The organism is Hoeflea algicola (genome assembly GCF_026619415.1).
In the GTDB taxonomy this organism is placed as follows: Bacteria; Pseudomonadota; Alphaproteobacteria; order Rhizobiales; family Rhizobiaceae; genus Hoeflea; species Hoeflea algicola.
In genome coordinates, this window is the sequence record NZ_JAOVZR010000001.1 from 1,418,134 (window position 1) to 1,443,186 (window position 25,053).

The 25,053-nt window shown below is 60.6% G+C and carries 26 protein-coding genes; 5 read left to right on the top strand and 21 right to left on the bottom strand.

The annotated features are described in order from the left end of the window. Positions 1-2: 2 nt before the first annotated feature. The 8 genes from OEG84_RS06990 to OEG84_RS07025 form a co-directional block, all read right to left on the bottom strand. The gene (locus OEG84_RS06990) at positions 3-1,007 is read right to left on the bottom strand and encodes a transketolase family protein (protein WP_267653069.1); all 1,005 of its coding nucleotides are present in this window, start codon (positions 1,005-1,007) and stop codon (positions 3-5) included. 1 nt (position 1,008) lies between these two features. Further along, positions 1,009-1,938 carry a transketolase gene (locus OEG84_RS06995; RefSeq protein WP_267653070.1) on the bottom strand — a complete coding sequence of 310 codons (930 nt, stop codon included), beginning with the start codon at positions 1,936-1,938 and terminating at the stop codon, positions 1,009-1,011. Between the two features lie 103 nt (positions 1,939-2,041). After that, positions 2,042-2,866 carry a metallophosphoesterase gene (locus tag OEG84_RS07000; protein WP_267653071.1) on the bottom strand — a complete coding sequence of 275 codons (825 nt, stop codon included), beginning with the start codon at positions 2,864-2,866 and terminating at the stop codon, positions 2,042-2,044. A 324-nt stretch (positions 2,867-3,190) separates the two neighbouring features. Next, positions 3,191-3,772: a hypothetical protein gene (locus tag OEG84_RS07005; protein WP_425602900.1), complete on the bottom strand. Its 582-nt coding sequence runs from the start codon at positions 3,770-3,772 to the stop codon at positions 3,191-3,193. A gap of 62 nt (positions 3,773-3,834) precedes the next feature. Then, positions 3,835-5,727: a methyl-accepting chemotaxis protein gene (locus OEG84_RS07010; protein WP_267653074.1), complete on the bottom strand. Its 1,893-nt coding sequence runs from the start codon at positions 5,725-5,727 to the stop codon at positions 3,835-3,837. 325 nt (positions 5,728-6,052) lie between these two features. After that, positions 6,053-6,670 carry a phosphonate metabolism protein/1,5-bisphosphokinase (PRPP-forming) PhnN gene (gene phnN / locus OEG84_RS07015; RefSeq protein WP_267653075.1) on the bottom strand — a complete coding sequence of 206 codons (618 nt, stop codon included), beginning with the start codon at positions 6,668-6,670 and terminating at the stop codon, positions 6,053-6,055. Next, positions 6,670-7,809: an alpha-D-ribose 1-methylphosphonate 5-triphosphate diphosphatase gene (locus OEG84_RS07020; RefSeq protein ID WP_267653076.1), complete on the bottom strand. Its 1,140-nt coding sequence runs from the start codon at positions 7,807-7,809 to the stop codon at positions 6,670-6,672. Before OEG84_RS07020 ends, phnN begins: the two co-directional genes overlap by 1 nt. Next, the gene (locus OEG84_RS07025; RefSeq protein WP_267653077.1) at positions 7,810-8,517 is read right to left on the bottom strand and encodes a DUF1045 domain-containing protein; all 708 of its coding nucleotides are present in this window, start codon (positions 8,515-8,517) and stop codon (positions 7,810-7,812) included. 265 nt (positions 8,518-8,782) lie between these two features. Between OEG84_RS07025 and OEG84_RS07030 the strand changes: the two genes are divergently transcribed. From OEG84_RS07030 to OEG84_RS07040, 3 genes are read left to right on the top strand one after another with little or no spacing between them, the layout of a single operon-like run. Beyond that, positions 8,783-9,622 carry a UDP-2,3-diacylglucosamine diphosphatase gene (locus OEG84_RS07030; protein WP_267656110.1) on the top strand — a complete coding sequence of 280 codons (840 nt, stop codon included), beginning with the start codon at positions 8,783-8,785 and terminating at the stop codon, positions 9,620-9,622. Positions 9,623-9,663: 41 nt separating this feature from the next. After that, entirely contained in the window at positions 9,664-10,899 is a 1,236-nt protein-coding gene (locus OEG84_RS07035; RefSeq protein WP_267656111.1) for a BtaA family protein, read from the top strand. After that, entirely contained in the window at positions 10,899-11,552 is a 654-nt protein-coding gene (locus tag OEG84_RS07040; protein ID WP_267653078.1) for a class I SAM-dependent methyltransferase, read from the top strand. Before OEG84_RS07035 ends, OEG84_RS07040 begins: the two co-directional genes overlap by 1 nt. A gap of 30 nt (positions 11,553-11,582) precedes the next feature. Here OEG84_RS07040 and modC read toward each other — a convergent pair whose 3' ends face one another. The 12 genes from modC to OEG84_RS07100 form a co-directional block, all read right to left on the bottom strand. Beyond that, positions 11,583-12,671: a molybdenum ABC transporter ATP-binding protein gene (gene modC, locus OEG84_RS07045; RefSeq protein WP_267653079.1), complete on the bottom strand. Its 1,089-nt coding sequence runs from the start codon at positions 12,669-12,671 to the stop codon at positions 11,583-11,585. Beyond that, on the bottom strand, positions 12,668-13,372 hold the full coding sequence (modB, locus tag OEG84_RS07050) for a molybdate ABC transporter permease subunit (protein ID WP_267653081.1): 705 nt from the start codon (positions 13,370-13,372) through the stop codon (positions 12,668-12,670). The genes modC and modB overlap by 4 nt, the downstream gene beginning before the upstream one ends. Continuing rightward, the gene (gene modA, locus OEG84_RS07055; RefSeq protein ID WP_267653082.1) at positions 13,359-14,153 is read right to left on the bottom strand and encodes a molybdate ABC transporter substrate-binding protein; all 795 of its coding nucleotides are present in this window, start codon (positions 14,151-14,153) and stop codon (positions 13,359-13,361) included. The genes modB and modA overlap by 14 nt, the downstream gene beginning before the upstream one ends. Before the next feature lie 241 nt (positions 14,154-14,394). Beyond that, positions 14,395-15,498, bottom strand: coding sequence for a c-type cytochrome (locus tag OEG84_RS07060; RefSeq protein WP_267653083.1), 1,104 nt, complete (start codon positions 15,496-15,498; stop codon positions 14,395-14,397). Then, positions 15,482-16,768, bottom strand: coding sequence for a sulfite dehydrogenase (gene soxC / locus OEG84_RS07065; RefSeq protein WP_267653084.1), 1,287 nt, complete (start codon positions 16,766-16,768; stop codon positions 15,482-15,484). Before soxC ends, OEG84_RS07060 begins: the two co-directional genes overlap by 17 nt. A gap of 94 nt (positions 16,769-16,862) precedes the next feature. Beyond that, complete coding sequence (soxB, locus tag OEG84_RS07070; RefSeq protein ID WP_267653085.1) at positions 16,863-18,563, bottom strand: thiosulfohydrolase SoxB; 1,701 nt, start codon at positions 18,561-18,563, stop codon at positions 16,863-16,865. Between the two features lie 129 nt (positions 18,564-18,692). Next, positions 18,693-19,541: a sulfur oxidation c-type cytochrome SoxA gene (gene soxA / locus OEG84_RS07075; protein ID WP_267653086.1), complete on the bottom strand. Its 849-nt coding sequence runs from the start codon at positions 19,539-19,541 to the stop codon at positions 18,693-18,695. 64 nt (positions 19,542-19,605) lie between these two features. Then, positions 19,606-19,929 carry a thiosulfate oxidation carrier complex protein SoxZ gene (gene soxZ / locus OEG84_RS07080; protein WP_267653087.1) on the bottom strand — a complete coding sequence of 108 codons (324 nt, stop codon included), beginning with the start codon at positions 19,927-19,929 and terminating at the stop codon, positions 19,606-19,608. A gap of 21 nt (positions 19,930-19,950) precedes the next feature. Then, positions 19,951-20,406, bottom strand: coding sequence for a thiosulfate oxidation carrier protein SoxY (gene soxY / locus OEG84_RS07085; RefSeq protein WP_267653088.1), 456 nt, complete (start codon positions 20,404-20,406; stop codon positions 19,951-19,953). A 55-nt stretch (positions 20,407-20,461) separates the two neighbouring features. Beyond that, the gene (gene soxX / locus OEG84_RS07090) at positions 20,462-20,926 is read right to left on the bottom strand and encodes a sulfur oxidation c-type cytochrome SoxX (protein ID WP_267653089.1); all 465 of its coding nucleotides are present in this window, start codon (positions 20,924-20,926) and stop codon (positions 20,462-20,464) included. Between the two features lie 127 nt (positions 20,927-21,053). Beyond that, positions 21,054-21,641, bottom strand: coding sequence for a thioredoxin family protein (locus OEG84_RS07095; RefSeq protein WP_425602901.1), 588 nt, complete (start codon positions 21,639-21,641; stop codon positions 21,054-21,056). 10 nt (positions 21,642-21,651) lie between these two features. Next, complete coding sequence (locus OEG84_RS07100; protein ID WP_267653090.1) at positions 21,652-22,386, bottom strand: cytochrome c biogenesis CcdA family protein; 735 nt, start codon at positions 22,384-22,386, stop codon at positions 21,652-21,654. A 128-nt stretch (positions 22,387-22,514) separates the two neighbouring features. Here OEG84_RS07100 and OEG84_RS07105 point away from each other — a divergent pair, with 128 nt between their 5' ends. Together OEG84_RS07105 and OEG84_RS07110 are read left to right on the top strand one after the other, a co-directional pair. Continuing rightward, positions 22,515-22,865: a thioredoxin domain-containing protein gene (locus OEG84_RS07105; RefSeq protein WP_267653091.1), complete on the top strand. Its 351-nt coding sequence runs from the start codon at positions 22,515-22,517 to the stop codon at positions 22,863-22,865. 130 nt (positions 22,866-22,995) lie between these two features. Beyond that, positions 22,996-24,087, top strand: a complete 1,092-nt coding sequence (locus OEG84_RS07110; RefSeq protein WP_267653092.1) for a YeeE/YedE family protein — start codon at positions 22,996-22,998, stop codon at positions 24,085-24,087. Here the strand turns inward: OEG84_RS07110 and OEG84_RS07115 are convergent. Beyond that, positions 24,079-25,005 (bottom strand): MBL fold metallo-hydrolase, encoded by a 927-nt coding sequence (locus OEG84_RS07115; protein WP_267656113.1) that lies wholly within the window; start codon positions 25,003-25,005, stop codon positions 24,079-24,081. The genes OEG84_RS07110 and OEG84_RS07115 overlap by 9 nt on opposite strands. Positions 25,006-25,053 lie beyond the last annotated feature (48 nt).

A 25,053-nucleotide genomic window follows, 5' to 3' on the forward strand; every position in this document is an offset into this window, starting at 1 on the left:
GATCAGAGCGCCTCCGCCTTGACCGCAGAATGAACGGCATCTACCCGCGCGCTGGCCAGCGCGTCATCGTCGATACCGGTCGAGATGCCCATCACACGTTCGATCCCGCGCACCAATGCGCCGGCATCGAGCCCGTAATGCTTCATCAGATAGGCCCGCGAACCGCCATGAGCGAAAGTGTCGTTGAGCCCGAGCCGCACCAGCGGCTTGCCGACGCCGTTCTCGGCCATGATCTCTGCCACCAGCGAACCGACACCGCCGGCAATCACGTGATTTTCCAGCACCACCACCCCCTTGCTCACCGAGCCGATGTGATCGAGCAGAGCCTGCTCGTTGAACGGCTTGATGGTGTGAATATGCAGATGCCGGATTGACACCCCGGCGTTCGACAGCGCATCGCGTGCGCGCAACGCCTCTTCCGTTGCAATGCCCGACGTAACCACAAGAACATCGCCGCCCAGCGCCAGCTCGCGCATTTCACCAACCTTGATCGGGCTGTCAAACAGCCGCGGAACCGAGCCGCGCAACACCCGGCAATAGACCGGGCCATCTATTGAATCGGCGGCTTCGCAAATGCTTTCAACTTCCGTGGCGTCGCCGGTCTCCAGGATCGACATGTTGGGGATCGAGCGCATGATTGCCACATCCTCGATTGCCTGGTGGGTCATGCCGCCGGGCGTGGTAATGCCTGGCAAAAAGCCCATCAGCCGCACCTTGCGGCGGGGATAGGCCACCGACGCGATCAACTGGTCATAGGGACGACGGTAGAGAAACACGCCGAAGGAATGCAGGAACGGCCGGTATCCGGCGAGCCCGAGCCCACCGGCAAAGCTCATCATGTTCTGTTCGGCCATACCCAGCGACAGGAACTGATCGGGATGGCGGTCGCGGAAACCGTCGATCTCGCAAGACGATGTCAGATCCGCCGAAAGGCACAGCACATCGGGGTTGTTGACCGCATAGGCCTCGAAGGCCGCCGCATAGGGACGGTTGACCATTTCCACCATCTCAGTGGCCCTCCAGTTCGACGGGATCTATGCCCAACTCGGCGGCAATCGAGATGTTCATCTCGGCGCGCTCCTGCTCGGATTTGAAACGGACGTAATGCAGCCGCGGAAAGCGTTTCTGCAAGAAACTCATGCCTCTGGTGGGCGACGACCGGGCGAGAATGATCAGCGGCTGTCCCTCATGCGGCTCGTCCTTGGCCTGACGCATGGCTTCGAGATCATGGGCGTCGATTTCCACACACACCGCACCAAATGCCCGGAACTTGGTGGCGATATCGCGCACTTCCATCACCGAATCCATGGCGCCGTCACATTGCTGGTCGTTGACATCCATCAGCGCCCAGAGATTATCGATGCCGTGGTGCGCAGCCGCCTGAACCGCTTCCCAGGTCTGGCCTTCCTGAACCTCGCCATCGGACATGAACACGCAGGTCTCGCCGCTCTCGCCGCGCCGCTTGCGGCCATAGGCAAGACCGGCCCCGGTCGAAAGCCCGATCCCCAGGGTGCCGTTGTGCACCTCCATGCCGGGCGAGTGTTCGGCGCCGATCATCTCCACCGACGAGCCGTCCTTGTTGAACATCTCGAGACCTTCGGCGTCCATCCGCCCGGTCTCGATCAGCGTTGCATAGGCCACAAGCGCATAATGCGCGGGCGCAATGAACAACCGGTCGAAATGGGGTTCGAACGGGCCGTTATAACCTGCCCCTGTAACATAATCGGGGTTGTCGGCTGACGGCACGCCGGCAAATGGCTTGGGCACGGCAGGCAAAACCGGTTCGCCGAGATTGAGCGCCTCGTTGTAGAGGAATGCCAGTTGCTCGGCTGCCGAACAGGCCTGGCTCAGATAGCCGCCATTGTTACGCATCGAGTGCTCGAACACCCGCCTGCGGATGCCCATTGCCACATCTTCGGTCGAACGTTTGTTGCGCACGTCAGTCTCCCTATTCGGAACCGACAATCACCTGTAGATATACAAATGTCAATGTTATTGGCATTTGTATATTACCTAAAACAGGAAAGCTCTCTGGCGTCCGTTAATGCTGGGCAGGATCGGTCTCAATCGACCATTGTACCTTGTCGGCGTCGAGGAAATCGATCGTGTGCACCACCACGCTGTCATCACGCAAAAAGCAGACATTGTAATTGGGGGTCAGTTCGCCATATCCGGTCCGGTTGATGATGCCGGAAAATTCAGGCCAGCAGACATGGTTGGTCGACCGTGGCGCCGAGTAGGCAATGCCGCATACCGACCCGCTCAAACTGTAATGGCAATGGCCGAAAAAGATGTGGGCAATCACGTCCTGATAGGACTTCAGCAGCGCCTGGAATTCGCGTTCGTTGAGCATGCCGACTACATCGGCATTGGCAACATGCACCCGCACCGGATTGTGGTGCATGAACAGATAAACCCGCTGGCCGCGCGCGCGCGCACCATCCAGCACATCGGCGAGCCAGGCCAATCGCGGCGCGCAGTAGAGCCCGCTGTGCCTGCCCTGATCGACAGTATCGATATAGACGAACAACCCCGCCTCGGTCTCTTCGGTCCATTGTACAAAGCCGTTATCATCACGCTGGGTCTCGGGAAACACCGATATAAAGGTTTCGCGATTGTCGTGGTTACCGACCATCAGCCGCGGCTCGAGCTTTCCCGCAAGCGTGCTTTCAGCGAGGATGGTGGCCAGTTCCCTGTAGCTTGTCTCGAGGCCGTGATGGCTCAGATCGCCGGTGATGACCACCCTGTCGGCATCGCTGTCATAAGCTTCAACATAGGCCAGACATTTGCGGAAATTGGCGATCGGATCGTGGCCGCCAATCGACCCGTGGTTGAGATGAATGTCGGAAATATGGACCAGCTTCATGGAGACACTCCGGAATCGGCAGATGCCGCTCCGCCATTGAATATCGCACGGCAATGCATGCGTGACGATTATGATCATCACAACGCGGATCGGCAATACGAACAGCGACTTGTCGCCGTTTTTTGAATCCCGCTGCCAGCCTCGCTTGTCGGCAATCCGGCACCAGCAGCCCCCCTACCTCGACACAGAAACGCCACGCCCGCTCTTGCGTTGAGCGCAGGCGTGGCGTGGCGTGGGTTTTTGCCTGCATCCAGACCAGTCACCCGGTTCCGGATGACCAACCCGAAGCCACAAGGCCAGGAGTATGAACTCCCGGCGGAGCGCTTACAGCATGTCGAGATTGATCCCGACGGTGATCGCGCCAATCGGCTCACCGCTTTCCGGATCAGCGATGGTCACACTTGCCTGCGACTGAAATGCCTGTGTCGATTCATCCTGTTCGACCTCATCGACAAACATTTCGCCCGCACCCGCGCCATAGGTTTTCTGCCACTTGGCTTCATCACCCTGCCAGTAATCGGAGGTGATGTCGCTCTGGCCGACATTGAGTCCCTTGGCGTCCATAACAAACATCTCGGTAATCATGCCCTGGCTGCCTTCCTTCTTTTCCATCAGGAATTTGGAAAGCGCACGCGCCAGCACTTCGTTGACAAACGGCTTGTCGGACGCCGTTGCCTGGGCACGCCAATCCATGTCCAGCTTGTCGATCTCCGCCTGGCTCAGGCCAGAGGTCTTGGCGTTCTGTTCCTTGATGGCGCCAACGACAACCGGATCGGTCAGCCAGGCCTGGACATTATGGCTGATGAATTCCTTGACGGGCGCAACATGGGCTTCTTCAGCCATGGCCGTTAAAGGGGCGAATGCAGCAGCGCCGGCAACAAGCACTACGGTCATGGTACGTTTGATCTTCATTTAGTGTTCTCCTCGGTTTATGATTGATGGCGCTCGGCCTGGGAATGCCGCGGCGATTAGAATTCTTCCCAGAACTGGGCATCCTGGGCGACGGCCGCATTGCCTTGCGCACGATAGCGCGGGGCCGCGGCGGCAACCCGTTCCTGTGGCCGCGCCGATCTCGGCGCCCGCTCCTGACGCGCGGAACCCGCCAGCTTGAACGACTGCACCACTCCGGCCAGACGATCGCATTCACCGGCCAGCTTCTGCGATGAAAAGTTGCTGTCCTGAACCATCGCCGCGTTCTTCTGGGTCATGCTGTCCATCTCGTTGATGGCGGTGTTGATCTGCGACAGCCCCGTTGCCTGTTCCCGTGCGGACGTGGTGATTGCGTCGATCCGGGTGGCGACTTCGGAAATCTGCTGTTCGATGTGGCTCATCGAATCGCCGGTCTTGTTGACCAGATCCACACCGCTGCTCACCTGGGCGCCGCTTTGTTCGATCAATTCCTTGATCTCCTTTGCGGCATTGGCCGAACGGCCGGCAAGATCGCGCACTTCCTGCGCCACCACCGCAAAGCCCCTGCCTGCATCGCCGGCGCGCGCCGCCTCCACCCCGGCATTGAGCGCCAGTAGATTGGTCTGGAAGGCGATGTCGTCAATTACCTTGAGGATCTGCGCAATCCGCGATGATGATTCCTCGATCCGTCCCATGGCGGTAATCGCCGCGCGGACAACCTCCACCGAGGTAGTTGCCGCTTGACGGGTCGAGCCGACCAGATCCCCGGCCTCGGTGGCCTGGGTCGAAGAGGCTTTGACGGTCGCGGTAATCTCGTCGAGCGCCGCTGCGGTCTGTTCCAGCGCAGCTGCTTGCTGTTCGGTCCGCCGTGCCAGTTCATCGGTTGAATTGCCAAGGCTGTCAGAGGCCTCCTGTACCGCCTCCTGTGCCTGGCCGATGGTGCCAACGGTGGCCTCGAGCGCAGTAAGCGCCTGATTGAAATTATCCTGAAGCGCCACAAACTCGCCACCCAGGTCCGGAACTCGGACCGTCAGGTCACCCGCCGCCAGTTTCTCAAGCGCATGACCGAGTTCGTCGACAACCTTGCGCTGCGCCTCAGCCGACTTTTCAGACTGGCTCATATTGGCCTGGCGTTCCGCCTCCAGCGCTTCGCGCTGATGCTCCATATCCGCATCGGCCTCAAGCTTGGCGCGGGACGCATCGCAGAATTCCGACAACGCCCGGGCGACGACGCCGATTTCATCCCCCTTTTCGGCATGAGGGATGGCACTGGTAATATCGCCGGCCTGCAACGCACCCACCCGCTGGTTGATTTGCGCAAGCGGCTGCCCGACGAAACGCCGCATGGCGTAGAGCAGGATCGCCACCGACAAGATCAGCACCGCGATCTGCGACGCCATCGCCTTGAGGGCAAAATCACGCGATGATGCGGCAATATCGGCGGTCGACCACACGGTTTTGACCTGCCCCAGCGACACGCCGTCCTTGCCGGCAGGCAGCGGCGCAACAATGACGATGGCAGAGTCGGATTCGGCGATCGTCGGCGCACTCACGTCAGCCGCAACGGTGGAGAGCGCATCGCTCAGCGCCGCATCGGGTTTCTCCGACCGGGTCCATAAATCGACCTGTTCGCCGGCCTGATTATAGGCAACGAACCCGATCAGGGAGAGCTTCGGGTCATCCTGGAAAAGTTGATAGGCGGAACGCACAGCCTCGGCTTTACCCCACTTCACCCCACCGGCTGCCTGTGCACCAATTTGTGCCGTGTCCTTGAGCCAGTTGCGTTCCGCCGTTTCCATCTGGCTCGTGCCGGACATTTCGGAAATGGCAAAGCTGGTGACCGCCAGACCAATGATATTGATCAAGACAACGGTGATGGCAATTTTTTGCGTAATGCTGCGCGCCGAAACCTTGACCTTGTCGGCACGGTTGGCTATCGATTTCAAACCCATGTGACCCCCTCCACAATTGCATGAGCCGCTCCCCTTCAACATGCAATCATTGCGGGTCAGCCGGCTTCATACCGGTGGCGAGGCACTAAATTCTCAGGGTGGATCGTCTGAGTTTCTGGTTGTAAATCCCTTAATTCACAGGGTGCGAAAAATCGCGGGGTATTGCCGATTTGTCATATTTCGGCACGTTTTGTCGAATTTTACCCTCAAAACGCGCCAATAACATGTTCCATGAGCCGAAATTCGACTGAAATACTCGACATCCAGAAGCGGTTCCGGGGCGAAATCCGTCAGAAATGGGCCTGACTCCGGTTTTCAACATCCCTCACCGGGCCGTCGGCTCGCCATGTCCGGCATCGGTGAGCGCATTACGGACGATTTCACCAAGCGCAGCGCCGGCCGTTTCGAGCAATCCCGAATTGTCGATCACGGCATCCGTCAGAAACTGGTTTTCCAAGGCTGTTGCACGTGCCAACCGGGCCTCGATTTCAATCTCGTTTTCACGTCCGCGTGCCCGCAAACGTTCCGCCAACGTCTCCGGATCGACGCGTATTTCCACCGCCATGGCATTGGGAAAAATCTTGAGCAGAGCATCCCAGGCCCCGCGTGATCCGTTGACCACCGCAACCCCACCATCTGACAGATGCGCTTCCAGTATCCGAGGCAGGCCGTAGCGCAATCCGTTGGCGGTCCAGGTCAGGACGAACGCTCCACTGTCTTGCGCCGCGTCGAATTCCGCGTCGGTCATGGCGACATGATCCTCGGCGCCATCATCGTCCGCACGGGTGATGGCACGCTGCACGAACAACAAGCCATCCACCCCGGAAAACTGCGCGCGGGCATGGGAAATCAGCGAATCCTTGCCCGAGCCGCTCGCCCCTAGCACGACGATCAGCCGTCCCGGGATCGGCCCAGATCCACGGTTTTCACCCGCATACCCCATTATGCCACCCGCTCGCCCTGTCGCCAGACTGAGCGCACCACCGGCACCCCGGATTGACGACGAACCCGGACCAGGTCAGCGCGCTTGCCGGATGTCAGGCTGCCCCGGTCATCCAACCCCACGGTTTTTGCCGGCGTGGCGGTCACCAGCCGGAACGCCGCCGCCAGATCGAGACCATCCACAGTCTCGGCCAGTATGAACGGCGCATAAATCAGGCTGAACGGCACATAATCGGACGACAGCACATCAAGAACACCCAGTCGCGCCAAATCGGTAGCAGCAATATTGCCGGAATGGGATCCGCCGCGAACCACGTTCGGCGCTCCCATCAACACGCTCATCCCTGCCTGATGCGAGGCCTGTGCTGCTTCGATGCTGGTCGGAAACTCCGCCAGACCGACCCCAAGCTCGACCGCCTCGGCAACATGCCCCAACGTCGCATCGTCGTGGCTGGCAATGGTGATGCTGCGTGCCGTACAGGCCTCGGCGAGCACCTTGCGGTTGCTGTCGGAATAGCGCGCTGATGCCGCCTGGCGCTTGGCCACGAACTCAGCAAAAGCCTGATCACTCAAGCCACGCTGGGTCTTGTAGTAGAGCGTAAACTGATCCATCGTCTGGAACTGACGCTGGCCAGGCGCGTGATCCATCAGCGAGATCAGCCGGACCTGATTATCGGTCCTGAAATCGGCGAAATGATCCAGCACGTCGCCCGCCGAAACTTCGCAGCGCAAGTGAATGAGGTGATCGGCCCGCAGCCGGTTTTCCGATCGGGCAGACGCAATCGTATCGGCGATCATCCGCATTTCGCCCATCTCAAAACCGCCGTCGGCATAAGATCCCAACCGCAGGCAATCAAACACCGTGGTGATGCCAGATGAGGCGATTTGCGCGTCATGGGATTGCAGTGCCGACATCGCGTTCCAGCGCAGGCCGGGACGGGGCGAATAATGGGATTCAAGATGGTCGGTGTGCAGCTCCACCAACCCGGGAACTAGATAGTCCGCCTCCATGTCCTCGCCGCTCGCCACATGGCCTTCGGAAAGATCGGCTATGAAGCCGTCGCGGATCACCAGACTTCCCTTCATCACCCTGTCTTCCAGCACCAGCCAGGCATTGGTCAGAATTGTCTCACGGCTCATTCAGGCGGTCTTTCTCTTTTCAGTGGGCGCGAGCCGCACACGGGTGTGAAGCTGAAACGGCGCTCCCGGCTCAGGCTCGACAAACAGGCTCAGCGCGTTGACCGCAACCGGTTGCGCCAACGCCTTCGCAAAATACGCCGCTGCAGCATGCCTGACCCGGTCAAGATCTGGCTGGTCAAGCCGCCGGCTCAACGTCATGTGAAAGCGAAAGCGATCAAACACGTAAGGATAGCCCCAACGCATCAGGTAGTCGCGCTCCTCGGGCGCCAACCGATCCGGGTTCCGCCGCACAATGTCGGCCTCCGACAGCGGGGCCCGGTACCGTTCGAATGACTCCACCACCGCATCCGCAAACGCCTGTAATCCGGCCGATGCTTCGTCCGGCACCAGCGCAACAAACCCACCCAGATCGGCGACCGTCAACGACGGAAGATCAAAGCCGGAGGTCGCGGCCGCAAAACGCGCCATGGCGTCCACAAGCCCGGCTTCGTTCGTGCCATCCGCCAACCGGAACGGCGCTTTCAGCGTGGCATGAAAACCGTAACGGCGGGCCGGCGCAGTGATCACCGCCAGTTCGTCCGTACCCAGACCGTCAAGTTCCGGATGTTCAACAGCAACGCCGGTCACCGCATCACGCCCCAGCCAGCTGGCGCCGCACCGTGCAAGCTCGGTGTCTGGCTCCGGTGAGAAATAGAATGCATATCGCATTAATGCTGTCCCCTGCAGTTCGACAGTTCACGCCAGCGCGGCACTGTCATATCAAATTCCTACACCACAACCGTGACAGGCCGCACCCCACGGTGACATTTTGCCGGCCTGTTTTGCAGCCCCAGCTTCATCAGTCTCGGCTCAGCCCATCCTGCCTGATACCAGAGTAATCACGCGCACCACCGGTGCTGCCCGTCCGTGCGGCGCCGCAGCGACCGTCACAAAACTGAAAACTGAATCGTGTCTAAGCCTGCCAGCAACTCAAATGCTCAAGGTTCAGGCGGATCCCGTGACAAAATCCTACCGGACGATATTCCTCTCCGACATTCACCTCGGCACGCCCGACTGCCAGGCGGACCTGCTGATCGAGTTCTTACGCCAACACGATGCCGAGACGATCTATCTCGTCGGCGACATCGTCGACTGTTGGCGCATGAAGCGGCGCGGCTTCTACTGGCCCCAGAGCCATAACGACGTGGTCCAGAAACTGTTGCGCAAGGCCCGCAAGGGTACCCGGATCATCTATGTGCCGGGCAACCATGACGAGCTCCTGCGGGACTATCAAGGGGTGCATTTCGGCGGAATTGAGGTGCGCGAGCGCGATCTGTTCGAAACTGCCGACGGCAAGCGCCTGCTGGTTATCCACGGCGACGAATTCGACATGGTGGTGATGAACCATCGCTGGTTGGCGCATCTGGGCGACATCGCCTACGGAATGGCGATGTGGGCCAACAAATGGCACAACCGGGCCCGCAAATTGCTCGGCCTGGAGTACTGGTCGATTTCCCGCTGGGCCAAGCTCAAGGTCAAGGGCGCCGTCAATTTCATCTCGGACTTCGAACAGGTCCTGGCCGACGAGGCCCGCAAGCACGGTGCCGACGGCGTCATCTGCGGCCACATCCACCATGCCGCCAACGAGATGCGCGGCGGCGTGCGCTACATCAATACCGGCGACTGGGTGGAAAGCTGTACTGCCATCGTCGAACACCCAGACGGCCGCATCGAACTGATCGACTGGTCACGCCGGATCCCTGCCAAGGCCGCGTTCCAGGCGCAGTCCAAAGAACATCACCACGACGCTGACATTCACAATGAGGCGGCCTGACAGGTCCACCCAACGGCTTCACAAGGAGCATTCCCTTGACCATGATTGACTCTCCCGCCATCGGCGCCCGAATTGACGGTGCGGTGGTCCGCAATCCGGCACTCTCCCAAACCGGCATACTCGAACGGATTTTCTCGTCTGCGTTTCGTGGGCTGGTCTATCCGCAGATCTGGGAAGACCCGCTGGTCGATATGCAGGCCCTGGCGCTCAAGCCCAGCGACACGCTCGTGACCATCGCCTCGGGCTCCTGCAACGTGATGTCCTATCTGACGGCAAATCCGGCACGGCTGATCGCCGTCGACCTGTCGCCCGCACATGTGGCGCTCGGCAAGCTCAAGCTCGCCGCCGCAGCCCACCTGCCAGGACATACGGCGTTTTCGAACATGTTTCGCTACGCCAACCTGAAATCCAATGTCGCGCTTTACGACCGCCACATCCGGCCCAATCTCGATCCCGCCACCCGCGCCTATTGGGACGGTCGCGACATAATGGGCCGGCGCCGCATCGCCGGGTTTTCGCGTGGTTTCTACACCACCGGCCTGCTCGGACGGTTCATCTCGGTTGCCCACATTGTGGCCAAGGTTTACGGCGTCGATCCGCGTGAGTTGCTCAGGATGGACAGCATCGAGCAGCAGCGCGCCTTCTTTGACACGCGCATTGCGCCGATTTTCGACAGCCGCAGCTTTCGCGCACTGACATCGCTGCGCGCCTCGCTGTTCGGTCTCGGCATTCCGCCAGCCCAGTATGAAGCCTTGGCCGGCGATTCACCGGACGGCATGTGCGGTGCGCTGAAAGCCCGCACCGAGCGCCTGGCTTGCAGCTTTCCGCTGAAGGACAACTACTTCGCCTGGCAGGCCTTTGGCCGAGGCTACCAGCCCGGCGACGGGGCCAGCCTGCCTCCCTATCTCGAAAGCCGCCATTTCGAAACCGTGCGCCGCAATGCTTCACGGGTCGAGATCATCAATGAGAACCTGACGGCGATGCTCGCCGTTCGTCCCGCCGGTTCCGTCGATGCCTTCGTGCTGCTTGATGCGCAGGACTGGATGACAGATCAGCAACTGTCGGAACTGTGGGCCGAGATCACCCGCACCGCGACATCGGGCGCGCGCGTCATCTACCGTACTGCAGCCACTCAATCGCCATTGCCGGGCCGGGTGCCCGACGGCATTCTCAATCAATGGGATTACCGAGCTGAAGAAAGCCTCGCCTATGGCGCGCGCGACCGCTCGGCGATCTATGGCGGCTTTCATTTGCACATCAAGCGCGGCCGCGACTGATGACATCAGTACTCGCCCATGCCGGGGTGATGGACGGCATCTACCGTCATCAGCGCCATATCTACGATCTCACCCGGCGCTATTATCTGCTGGGACGCAATGATCTGGTCGCCGCCCTCAAACCGCCACCGGACGGCACCGTGCTGGAAATCGGCTGCGGCACCGCCCGCAACCTGATCCTGACCGCCCGTCATTACCCGCAAGCTCGGCTGTTCGGTCTCGATCTATCATCCGAGATGCTCAAATCCGCCGACGCCACCGTTGCGCGCAGTGGCCTTGGCGGCAGGATCAAGCTGGCTCAGGGCGACGCTACCTGCTTTGACGCGGGCGAGCTGTTTGCCACATCCGGCTTTGACCGCGTGTTCCTCTCCTACAGCCTGTCGATGATCCCCGCCTGGGAGGCAGCACTCTGCCAGGCGATGCTGGCGGTGCGGCCCGGCGGGGAACTGCATGTGGTCGATTTCGGCCAGCAGACCGGCCTGCCGCGCTGGTTTGGCAACTGCTTGCATGCCTGGCTCAAGCGTTTTCACGTCACCCCGCGCAAAAGCCTGGGCGATGCCATGGCCACGCTCGCTGCCGACCACGACGCCAGCATGAATTTCTCGTCGCTCTATCGCGACTATGCCCGCATCGGTGTTATCGCCCGGCGCTGAAGCAAGGCCCAAGCTATTGAGGTTCCGAACCTAACCAGCGACGCCAACTTCGGACTGCGCGACGGCGACCGATTTGAGAATTGCGAAACAGTCGACCCCGACGTCAAGTTCCAGTGCCAGCGCAGAACGCCGGGTGACCCGCGCCAGCAGCACATCCTCGCCCGCGCGCAACTGGATGATAGCCCCCGGTCCATCGCCAAGCCGCACCGCGGTCACCACCGCCGGCAATATGTTGAGCGCCGAAAGGCCTTCGGGCCGGGTGCGTGACAGGATCACGTCCTGAGCGAGAATCCGGACACTGATCCGGGCACCGACAGCGGCCGCAACCCGTGGCAACAACAGCACCCCGCACGAAGCCTCAAGCCGGGTTAGTCCGTCATCCTCCTGCGCGGCCACAACCGCGTGCAGCGAGGCGCCGGCCGTGCGCAACCCGAGCGCCGGCACGCTGTCGGGATCGGACAGGATCTCCGCCGCCGGACCAGCCCGGACCACCCTTCCCGCCTCCATCAACACCAGCGTTGTCGCCAGCCGGGCGACCTCGGCCATGGTGTGGCTGACATAGAGGATGGGGATATCGCTTTCTGCCCGCAACCGTTCCAGATAGGGCAGGATTTCCGCCTTGCGGTGGTCGTCGAGCGCCGCCAGCGGCTCATCCATCAACAACAGACGCGGCCGCGCCAAAAGCGCCCGGCCGATCGCCACCCGCTGTTTTTCGCCGCCCGACAGAGCCCCCGGCCGGCGTTGCAGCAAATCCTCGATCCCAAGCGTCGCCACCACCCGGTCGAACTCCGGACCGGAGTGCGCGTCGCGGAAGGGGGCTCCGTAAGCGAGGTTCTGGCGCACATTCATATGCGGAAACAGCCGACCTTCCTGAAACACATAGCCAAGGCTGCGGCGGTGCACCGGCACAAAGACCCGTTCGGCTGAATCAAACAGCACTCGGTCGTCCACCACGATGCGGCCCGATTGCGGTCGCAACAACCCCGCCACAGCGTTGACCACGGAGGTTTTGCCCGATCCCGAGCGGCCAAACAGCGCGGTCACCCCCGCGGGCGCGTCGAAGTCGACATCCAGAGCGAAACCGCCGAAACGATGGGCAAGGCGCACCGAAAGGCTCATGATCCCGATATCCTTCGCGCCACCGCCCGGCCAACCCATTCCGACAGGAACAATGCGGCCAGCGCGATCACCACTGCGATCAGCACCAGTTGCGCGGCCTGACTGTCACCACCCGGCACCTGCAGAAAGCTGTAGATCGCCAGTGGCAGCGTCTGGGTCTGGCCCGGAATATTGGAGACGAAGGTGATTGTTGCGCCGAATTCGCCCATTGCCTTGGCAAACGCCAGGATCGCACCGGCCACCACCCCGGGCAGGATCAGCGGCAGGGTGACAGTGGCAAACACCCGTACGCGCGTAGCCCCCAGCGTTGCCGCCGCCTGTTCGAGTTTCGGGTCCACCGCTTCGATCGCCAACCGGATCGCCCGCACCATCAGCGGAAACGCCATCACGGCCGCCGCCAGCGCAGCCCCGGTCCAGCGGAAGGCAAACACCAACCCGAAAGCCTCGTCGAGAAAACTGCCTACCGCGCCGCGGCGACCGAATGTCAGCAGCAGCAGATAGCCGGTCACCACCGGCGGCAGGATCAGCGGTAGATGCACCACGCCATTAAGCACCTGCTTGCCCCAGAACTGGTACCGCGCCAGCACATAGGCCACCGCCACGCCAAGTGGCAGGCTGAGCACAGTCGCCCACAATGAGACCTTCAGCGACAGCGCCACTGCGCTCCACTGGTCAGGGCTGAGCCAGTCAGCCATCGCCATGCCCCGTCGGAACTAGAAAACCGTTCTGCCTGAACACGGCTTCCGCGTCGGCCCCGCTCAGCGCTGCAAAAAAGCCACGCGCTTCAGGCCCGACCGAGCCGTGGACCATTGCTGCAGGATAGACAATCGGAGCGTGGCTCGTGGCGGGAAACGAGGCGATGATCCCGACATTTTCATCGACCAGCGCATCGGTCGCATAGACGATGCCATAGGGTGCCTCGCCTGATGAGACCAGCGCCAGCGCGGCGCGAACATTGTCGGTCTGGGCCACTTTCGGCGCCACCTCGTCCCAAAGACCGAGCTGCGTCAGCGCCATTTTTCCATAAATCCCGGCAGGCACCGAATCGACCATCGCCATCGCCAACCGCTCGTCGCCGAGCATTCCGGCCAGATCAGTATCCGGACCAAAGGAAATCGCCTCCGCTTGCGCACCGTGGGCGATCAGCACAAGACTGTTGGAAAGCAGATCAATCCGCGTTGCATCCTCGATCAGACTAGCCTTCTGCAGATAGTCCATCCAGTCGGTCGACGCCGAGATATAGATGTCGGCCGGCGCGCCCTGCACGATCTGCCGCGCCAGTTGCGAACTTCCTGCGTAAGAAACCGCCACAGTATGTCCGGTCGCCTGTTCCCAATCCGTGGCAATCCGGTCCAGCGCGGTTTTCAGGCTGGCAGCTGCAAACACCAGCACGTCCTCGGCATGGGCGGAGGCGGCGGAACCAAGCAGCAAGCCGGCCAGCACCAGGGATCGGGCCAATCGGCGGATCGAACGGGCAGACATTGGCGACGCTCCGGCTTGTTTATGCTTGAACGGAGATAACAGCGCCGCCCATCCAATAGCAAGCATTCACACTCCGTCCGGCAGGGTTGCCTTGCCGCGTTACCAGCGAGAACCGGAAGCGAGACCGCTCCCGGTTCTTCACCGGCCCGCCTTTGAACCGCGAAAGTACGTGCCTTATGCAGTACCAGTTGACCGGCACATTTCGCTTGGCCGTTCACGGCAGGCAATAGCTGGTCGCGGCTCAGTCGACGCTGCCACCGCTGTTTTCATCGCCCTCGCCTTCCGGCGTCACGTCGAGAACCTGCGCCCGCGCGGTGATTTTCACCGGTCCCGGCTTGCAGTCGGACATGCAGGGTTCGAGCCCCTTGGCGTAATGCGGCTCGCTCAGCCGGTCGTCAGCAATGAAGTTTGCTTCGTTGGGCAAACGGATCGAGGCGAAATTCTCGTTCGAAAGCTCGAACTCCTCGTCAACGACGATATCGTTGAGATAGAGCACATAGGCTGTCAGCGCATAAACGTCGTCATCACTGAGCGACCGGGCATCCCCGAACGGCATCGCCCGGCGGACATAATCATATACCGTCGACAGATAGGGCCAGTAGGAGCCGATGGTCTTTACCGGACGGTCTTTGAGCAATGAGTCCTGCCCGCCCGCCAGCACCGGCCAGCGGCCGGCGCCCTCGCCGAAATCACCGTGACACGCAGCACAGCTTTCACTGAAAATGACTTCGCCCTGGGTCACGGTGCCGCTGCCCACTGGCAATCCCGCGCCATCGGGACGGATGTCGATATCCCAGGCCGTCACCTCGTCGGGCGTGGCCACCCGACCGAGCCCGAAAGCGCCGGTGCTTTTCTCTGTCGAAACGGGTTCTGCCGTCGCCTCGGCTTCTGCGGGGGAAGATGCCGCAGTTTCCACCGGAGCATTCGCTGGCTCTGCCGCAGCCGCTTGTTCTTCCGAAAACCCTTTCAGATAGGCCGTGAGATCGGCGGTATCCTCGTCGGATTTAAGCCCGGCAAACGCCATCTTGGTGCCTTTGACCATCCCGCGGGGATTTGCAAGGTACTTGGCCAGCGCGGCGTCGTCCCAGACCAGCCCGTCCTCACCGGCGGCGATCATTGCCTTGGAATACTTGTAGTCGTCGGCCGTACCAGCCGTGCGTCCGAGCAAGTCGTTGAGCTGCGGCCCGACACGATTCTTGGCGCCTTCGCCAACCGCATGGCAAGCCTTGCACTTGTTAAACACTTTCTTGCCGGCGGCAGCATCGCCATCGGCCAATGCCTGGCTCGAGAAAGCGGCAAGCACAAGCCCTGCGGTGATCGCTGCGGGTTTAAGAAACTTCAACATTTTCAACCACTCCGTCAGTGTTGACGTGCCATGTCTGGATGCCGTTGTTGTGATAGATCGAGTTGCCACCGCGTGCTGCGCGGAGCTCGTTCTTGGTCGGCTGCACCAGACCCTGATCATCAATGGCGCGCGATTGCAGCAGCATTTCCGAGCCATCCCAATTGATATCGAGATAGAACCGATGCAACGCCTTGGGCAGGCTCGGCCCGTCAATCCGCGCCTCATGCCAGTTGCGGCCGCCATCAATCGTCACATCAACCCGCTTGATCGTGCCGCTGCCCGACCAGGCAATCCCGCTGATTACCAGCGGCCCCTTGCCATGAGTTACAGGCGCTTGCGGGCTGGGGCTGGTGATGACCGATTTGACATCCATCACGAAGGTATGGCGGCGGGCTTTGCCATCGGCGAGAAGGTCGGTGTATTTCGAGGTTTCCTCACGCTGCGCCCAGGGCTGGTCGCCAACCTCGAGCCGGCGCAGCCATTTTACCCACATATTGCCTTCCCAACCTGGCACGCACAGTCTCAGCGGATAGCCCTGTTCGGGACGCAAGGCTTCGCCGTTCATCTTGAAGGCGACAAGACAATCATCGAGCGCCTTTTCCATCGGGATGGAGCGGCTCATTGCTGCGGCATCGGCGCCTTCGGCCAGCAACCATTTGCCCGCTGTCTTCACACCTGCTTCTTCCAGCAGATAGCGCAACGGCACGCCGGTATAGACAACGCAATGCACCATGCCGTGGGTAAACTGGCAGCCATTGAGCTGCGCGCCCTTCCACTCCATGCCGGTATTGGCGGCGCATTCCAGGAAGTAAACCCGGTTCTCGCGCGGAAACCGCTTCAGGTCTTCCATCGTGAAAACCAATGGCGTGTCGACCAAGCCGTTGATCATCAGCCGGTGCTCGGTCGGATTGATGATCGCCACGCCGCCATGGTGGCGCTCGAAGCACAGACCGTTGGGCGTGATGATGCCGTCAAGTTCATGCAGCGGCGTGAAATTGATCGACGAGACCGGATCTGCCGTCAGCCATGGCACGTTGCGGCGCACCACCTGCGCCTCGAATTCAGACGGAGCCCCATAGGGCGCGGCATCGACGCCATCACCAAGATAGCGGTTCCAGTCCTGGATCTCGGTGATCAGCGGATCGCCGCCTTGCGCGCGCGCCATACCGGCGCTTGCCGCAACCGCCGCACCGCCAAGCAGGCCGGTCTTGAGAAAGTTGCGCCGCGAGGCCGCGCGTCCGGGTGTCTTCGGGTCGGTTTTGCTCACCATGAGATCCTCCCTTCGCGCCTGTTCAGCATCTGCATTGTTGTTCTCCGTCCTCGCCGCCAGATGTTCACAATCCGGCTCTGGTTATCCCTCCGCCTCAGCGGATCACTTTCACTGCGGCTGCATCCGGATCCAGTGAAACCACGGATTTTTTGGTAATGTAGTCTTCCATCAGATCGTAGATCGGCGGGCCTTCGACGCCTTCATTGACCGATGCCCAGCCGCCGACGGTGTAGCTCTTTTCGGCTTCGATCAGATCGCCACTGCCGGTGAGCCGCATGTCTGTAATCCGGCTGCCGATTGTCGCATCCGGCGTGCAGGCATAGGTAAACCCGCCGACACGCACCATGTCGCCACCCTGCTGCAGGAAAGGATCCTTGTTGAACAGGTTGTCACAGACATCTTCCATGATGTCCTTGAGCTGGGCGCCGGTGAACTCCAACCGGTAGACCGCCGGGTAGTTCATCGAGGTTTCGGTGTAGAGATCGTCGATGGTGATGTCGGAACCGGGCAACAGCGTCGTGCCCCAGCGGAACCCTGGCGACAGCGCGATCTCGGTGTCGCGCTCCTCCATGATTCCCTGGCAGATCAGGTCATCCCAGGTGCCGTTGAAATTGCCCCGCCGGTAAAGCAGGCTCTCGGTGCGACCGATCACCCGACTGGCCTCGGCCTCATAGGGTGCACGCACTTCGTCGATTTTGGCCGCCATTTCCGGATCGGGCGCAATCACGTCGGAAAACACCGGGATCAGCGTTGAATTGTAGCCGGCAATCTTGCCGTCCTTCACCTCGAGATCGATGCGGCCGAGATATTTGCCGTGCGAGCCCGACGACATCAGGATCGTACCCGCGACCTCGATGGCATGCGGAATGGCATCATGGGTGTGGCCGGTGACGATCACGTCAAGGCCGGAGACGACGGTGGCTAGCTTGCGGTCGACATCGAAGCCGTTATGCGACAGCAACACCACGATTTCCGCGCCCTGCGCGCGCGCCGCGTCGACATTGGCCTGCAGGACATCGGGGCGGATGCCGAACGACCATTTCGGAAACATCCAGCTCGGGTTGGCGATCGGCGTATACGGCATGGCCTGGCCGATCACCGCCACCTTGACGCCGCCGCGCTCGAAATAGGCGGTGTGCTCGAAGGCCGGTTCATCCCATTCCGCATCGAAGATGTTCGACGCCAGGAACGGATATCCCATCGCATCGACCAGTTCCAGGAACCGATCCTCGCCAAAGGTGAACTCCCAGTGCCCGGTCATCGCGTCGGGCTTGAGCAGCTTCATGCAGTCGACCATGTCCTGGCCGTTGGTCTTGAGCGAGGTATAGGAGCCCTGCCAGGTGTCGCCACCATCGAGAAACAGCACCTTGTCATCGCCGCGCTCGGCGCGGATCGACTTGACCAGGGTGGCTGTACGGTCGAGCCCGCCAAGCCGGCCATAGGTACGGGCCAGATCAACATAGTCGACCATGGTGTGGGCGTAAGCCAGCGGGCCGCCCTTATCGATGCCGAAATAATCGAGGAACTCCTCGGCCACCAGATGCGGCGGCAGCCCGGCATAGTCGCCGACCCCGATATTGGTGTCGGGCGGACGGAAGAACACCGGCTTGAGTTGCGCATGCACATCGGTGAAATGCAGAAGCGTCACCTGGCCTTTAGCGTCGAATTTCAGCAGGTCGTCCTGGGTCAGTTTCTGCTGCGCCAAAGCGCGCGTCACATTGGCCCCAAGCCCGGCGGCGCCAAAGGCAAAACCTGCGTTCAGCGCATATTGCAAAAAGTCGCGTCGGCTGTGCATGCCAATCTCCATTCGGGCAAAAAAGGACAAGCGAATCCGCTCCGGCGCCAGCCGGATTTCGCATTCCCCGATTTCATGCGTTCAGTATCGTCGCCGGAGGCGCCAAGGCGCCCCCGGTCAGGTCACGTTTTACTGGCGGACCGAAGGCGTTTCGACCGAAAGGCCGGTGCCACGCCATGTCACATAGGTCTCAAGCGCCATCAACTCGTCCGAGAATGCCTTCGGCTGCTCGGCGCGGGTATCGCGGATACAACCGCGGAACCGCTGGTGTAGCGAAGTAAGCCCGCTCTTGAGCCGGTAGGTGGGAAAGCCATTGACCTGTCCCTGGCTCAAATGGTCGGCCCGGATGTATTTTCCGGTGCTGACTTCGTGGCAACTGGCGCATGCAAGGTTCAACTGCCCAGTGCGGGTGTAGTAGACGTCCTTGCCCTTCTCCCACCAAGTCTGCATGTCGCCCTGGCTGAGATCAATCTCAACCGGCACGCCAAGTGACTGATGCTTGATATAGGTTGTCAACTCCTGCTGGCCGCCCTTGTTGAAAGGCAAAGCTTCCGCGCCCATCTGTTCGGTTCGGCATTTGTTGATCTGCAGCTCGATGTTGATCGGCTTCTGCGAATCCGCGTCCCATTTCGGGTAGTTCGCGCCAACACCCTTCATGGTTTCAGCCGCGTCGCCGTGGCAGCTGGCGCAGGACTTGCCGGCCGTGCCCTCAACCTTGTTCCACAGAACTTCGCCGTCTTCGACGGCAATCATGCCCGGGTTCTCGATCGTATCGCGCTCGACATCGCGGGTTTCAGCTTCGCGGTAATGCCAGCCGGAAACCACTTCGTCGAAGGGATGCCCCTCCGGCGCCGCAGTGCGGGTCACCATCGGCACACCATCGATCTCCAGCGTATCGTCGACAGGATCAGCAAATGCGAGGCCCGAGCCGGCCAATCCGGCCGCAAGGGCAATGCCGGTAATTAGAAGTCTTTTCATCACGGTCTCTGTCCTCCCAGGATCATCCTGCCTGGCCTCCCGGCCCACGCAGGCACCCTTCGTTTTAGTTGACTTCGATCGGCGCCTCGGCTTCATAAACCGATCCGTCGTCGTCCAGCCAGGTGAACTTGAAGGTTCCGCTAGCCGGGACCTTGGCGTTGAACTCGAAATACGGGTTGGCCGAAATCGCCGGATCAAGATCGCACTCGAACACCGTCTGCCCTTCGAACGAGCAGGTGAACTTGTTGATGATCTGGCGCGGGATCGGATTTCCGTCCTTGTCCTTGCGCTGCCCGGATTCCATTTCATGGCTGATCAGGGTCTTGAGAGTGATGACCTCACCGGCGGAAGCCGACTTGGGCACCTTGATGCGTGGTTTTGATGCCATTGTTTCAATTCCTGTCCTGGCTTAGCCGCCGCAGCCGCCGATGGTTACCTTGACCTGCTTCTTGTCCATGAAGACCGAGCCGTCCTTCATTTTCGCAACCGCGATGACGTTCTGGGTCTTGGCCAGACGCATGCGGGTAGTGGCTTCCGCCGCGCCGCTCATCTCGGTGAAGTGAAAGGTCGCAACCTGCGGGTTGGGGTTGCCTTCGGCGAAAATGATCACCGATTCGACCAGGTCGTCGCCGCTCATCGCGCTTTCGACACTGACCGACACGGGCACGGTATTGCCGTTTTCGGCGATTTCGGGTGCGGTCAGCGTAATCTTGCCTTCAGCCGGGGTTGCACCGCCGGTGAATTCCATGATCGCCTTTTCCGTATCCTCCACCGCAGCCAAGGCCGGATTGACCCGTGCCCCGACGCTGATAAAGGCCGCGGCACTTGCGGCCAGACCTAAGACACTACGTCTTGTAAATTTCATTGTATCCGAGCTCCTTTGCTCCAAATTGATCTGTGTCCCATTTCTTTCCCTCAGCTCAATCCTTGAGCGTGACGAGATAGGCCACAACATCCTCGACTTCCTGAGCGCTCAGGATGGTCTTGCCCACATATTGTTTCGCCAGATGCTCGCCGACCGCCAGAGAGTAAAACCCCGGCATCACGGTTTCAGGGCCGAAGGGCTCTTTAGAATTGACCACAATGGCGCGAAGCTCTGGCTCTTCCCAGCGCGAGGCGACACCATCAAGCGGCGGGCCGACATCACCATGGAAAAGCTCGCCGGACATATCCGAATTGACGTGACATGCGAGGCAATTGCCCTGCTTGCGGCTCTTGAAAATTTCCGCGCCCGCTGCCGGATCACCGGCCACGCCGGTCAACGACGTGACAACACCGGCATCGGTAAACTCGACCGCGTCGGGGCCGATTTCCGCGGCGAAGGCAGCCGTCGACAGCCCCACCGAGGCTATCACCGACAGTATAAATTTGTTTCGCCTATGCATATGGCGGTCCCTCCCTCCATTGTCCGGATATTTGCAATCCGGATCTTCTCCGTTTCAAACGATAGCCATTTGGCGGCGTACATTCAACGTAAAAATATGATTTCTTGAATATGTCGTTTTTCCAAGCCTATTCCGCGTTCAGCCGCCCTTCCTCCCGCAATTGGTTGATGATCCGCGCGTGGTATTTCTGGAAATGCTCCTCACCTTCATAGCCTTTTTCGCTTACCCATTTGAACATGTTCAGGAATGTCCATTTGCCAAAGGCCCCCGGCATGGTGGCAACAGCGGCTTGTGCAACAGGTACATTGTCGGGTGCGTCTTCAGGCAGGAAGACCAGAGTGGGCGTAAAAACATAGCCCCATTTGCGGGCGGCGGTTTTCTCGGTCAGCGTCTCGCCATCAAGATCGGTGACCTCCTCGTCGCCAAACATATTGTATTGCACGACCATGAAATTGGCCTTGATGAACTCGGCAACTTCCGGATCGGCCAGCAACTCCTCATGCATCTTGGCGCAATAGATGCAGCCACGTTGCTCGAAAATCATCACCAGTCGCTTGCCGTCCGCCTTGGCGGTTTCGATGTCTTCGGCCACATCGCGGAAGGTCATGGAAAACCAGTTCTGCTTGTGCAGCCCGTCCTCACCGAGTTCGACGGACCAAGCCTGGGCAGACAGGCCGACAATTGCGGCAAGGGCGATAAAAGCGCGTCTCATCATCATTATTCTCCTATCCAATTGTCGCAAATGCGGGGAACGTTTCCAGCAACCATTGGGCGATCCGCGACATCTGGCCAGTCATGAACAGGATACCTGTAATGACGAGAAGTACGCCCATGGCCTTTTCGATCACAGCCATATGTTTCTTGATTCGGGTCGAAAACCGGATGAATCGACTGGCAAACACGCCGGCAACGATAAAAGGAATCCCGATACCCAGCGCATAAAGTCCCAGCAGCATCGCCCCCTGCCCGGCGCTCTCCTTGGCCGCCGCCATGAACAGGATGGCAGCCAGAATCGGCCCGACACAGGGTGTCCAGCCAAAGGCAAAGGCCAGCCCCATGACGTAGGCGCCGACCATGCCTGCCGGCTTGCGCTCAACATTGACCCGCGCTTCGCGGTAGAGTAGCGCAAACTTAAACACGCCCAGAAAATGCAGCCCCATCAGCAAGATCACGATGCCTGCAATGACCGACAGCACATCGAAATAGCGCGCCACCGATTGCCCGATCACGCTTGCAGTTGCGCCCAGCGCCACGAACACGGTGGAAAATCCCAGCACAAAGGCAACTGACGCCAACGCAATGCGCCGGGAAGCGGCCTTGTCGGCCTCGGCATTCTGGACTTCATGAAAACTCATTCCCGCCAGATAGGCCAGATAAGGTGGCACGATCGGCAACACGCAGGGCGACACAAATGACAACAAACCGGCCAGAAAAGCGGCCCCGTACCCAATATCCATCACCTGTGACGACCTCCCGTCGCTGCGCCGCTCCACGTCTGGTTGACGTGATGGCGGCGACCATGCAATTGCTAGATATGCAAAATATTATATATATTGCAATCGCAAAATTCTCCAACGGGACCCGCGCCATGACGGCATACCCTGCAGCCCTGCTTGCCCTTCTCATCGGCTTCTCGACTCCGGCGCTGGCAGCTGAGCTCGTCATGTTTGAGCAGGCTGGCTGTGCCTGGTGCAAGCGTTTCAACGAGGAGATCGCGCCGGCCTGGTCGAAAACCGAACAGGGCAAGCGCGCGCCATTGCGCAGGGTCGATATTCACGCCAATATTCCTGCCGACCTCGCCGATATTCCGGTCGAGCGCTTCACGCCAACCTTTGTGCTGGTGGACGATGGCCGCGAGCTTGGCAGGCTGCGCGGCTATCCCGGCGACCAGTTCTTCTGGGCACTGATGGATGAGATGCTGGCCAAGCTTGATCCGTGAATCCGCGGAGCCTCTGCAGAACACCCGCCGCGCGCCTGACGGACAGACACGATCGCTTGCCTGCATGGGGCAGCGCGCCTAGACTTGATGGACAACGCTCGGAAACATGGCCGGAGGGAGGAATGCCATCATGATCAATTCGGGATGGATGCTGGCGCTGTCGGGCTGCGCAGTGGGCGGGGTTATCGGTTTCCTGGCCCGTAAAAGCCATTTCTGCACCATGGCCGCACTCGAGCGTCATTGGTACGCTGCCGACGATCGACCGCTGCGGGCCTGGGTGCTAGCGGCGTTTACCGCGCTGATCGCCACCCAACTTGCAGCTGCCGCCGGCTTCGCCGACATAGATCGCTCGTTTTATATCACCGAACCGCTGCCGCTTGCCGGCGCAATACTCGGCGGACTAATGTTCGGCCTCGGCATGGCGCTTGTCGGCACATGCGGTTTTGGCGCTCTGGTGCGCCTTGGCGGCGGCAATCTGCGCGCGCTGGTGGTGCTTACCGGTCTCGGCCTGGCAGCCCTTGCCGCCCAGCGCGGCGTCACCGCCCATCTTCGCGCCGCCCTGCTCGACCCGCTTTCCATCAATCTCAATGCCTTTGGCGGCCAGTCACTTGGCGCCCTGTCCTCACGGGCACTCGGTTTTGATGTCGCGTTACCGCTGGCGCTCGTCATCGGTGCGGCTGGGCTCTGGTGGGTATTTAAATCAGCCGCCTTTCGCGCTGATCGGATGCGGCTATGGGCCGGCCTTGGAATCGGCCTGTGCATCGCTGGCGGCTGGGTCATTACCAGCCGCTTCGCCGCCCATATGCTCGACCCGGTGCAACTGGAGGCCGGCTCCTTCGTCATGCCGGTGGGCGACACCATCATGCAGATCATCACCGTCACCGGCGAACTGCCCGATTACGGCGTCGGCCTGGTCGTCGGCGTGTTCCTGGGCGCTGCTGTATCGGCATTCCGCTCCGACGACATGCGCTGGGAAGCCTGCGACGATGCCCGCGAACTCAGCCGCCACCTGCTCGGCGCATTCCTGATGGGAACCGGTGGCGTCTTCGCCCTTGGCTGCACTATAGGTCAGGGCGTCAGCGCCTTTTCGGTGATGGCCATCTCCGCGCCAATTGTCATGGCCTCGATCGCGCTCGGCGCGCGCATGGGCCTGGGTCTGCTAATGGAAGGCACTCCATTCAGTTTCATCGCCGACTGGCGCGCGTCAAAAACCTCAGTCTGAGGCCACAAACCGGTAAGCCGTCCCGTCGCGTTCTACCCGGCCTTTGCCGGGCTCAGGCAGATGATAGGCGGTCAGCAGCGCCTTGTCGCCAGCCAGTCTGTCGAGCAGCTTGGTCCGTGTAGCAATACCCATTTCCGGATCCTGGTCCGAGCCGCTTGGCCATGACGGGTGCATGAACGACACCGCGAAATGGGTGATTGCGTCGCCGGCGATCAGCACCGGTTCGGCGCCACCGTGCAGCAGAAACGACATGTGACCCGGCGTATGCCCGGCCGTGTCCACCGCCTCCACGCCGGACAGAACCTCGGCGCCGGCTTCAAACAGGTTGATCCGTTCTTCCAGAAACGCCAGCCGGTTTTGCGCGCCAACCGCAAAGGTCTTGCGCGCCTCAGGCATGGCGTCGACCGTGCCAGGATCGCGCCAGAAATCCCATTCCGCCCGGCCCATGTGATAGGCCGCATTGGCAAATGTCAGCTCGTCGAAGTCGTCAACCACGCCCCACAGATGATCCGGGTGACCATGGGTGAACACCACGTCGGTTACCTCGGCAGGGTCAAAACCGGCTTGTGTCATGTTGTTGATCAGGCTGCCCGCTGACGGCATGAAATTGGCGCCCGAACCGGCATCAAACAGAATCGTCCGGTCACCGGTCTTCAGGATCGGCACATTGCAATCCGGCATCAGACTGTCGGTGGGCTGATCATTGGCTTCCAGCAACGCCAAGAGCTCATCCTGCGGCGCGTCCGGATAGGAAAAGCTGAGTGGCAAAACCAGATTGCCGTCACTGATGGTGGTCAGCACGCCAGTGCCGATCTCGAACGCCCGCGCCGGCCACAGCGCCAGCGGTGCCATCACCAATCCGGCCCCGGCAACGCCGGCTTTCAGTACATTGCGTCGCGTCAGCCTGGGCGAAACCATCACTTGTCACTCCATATTTATGTATTTGAATATTTGCGTGTGTATTGA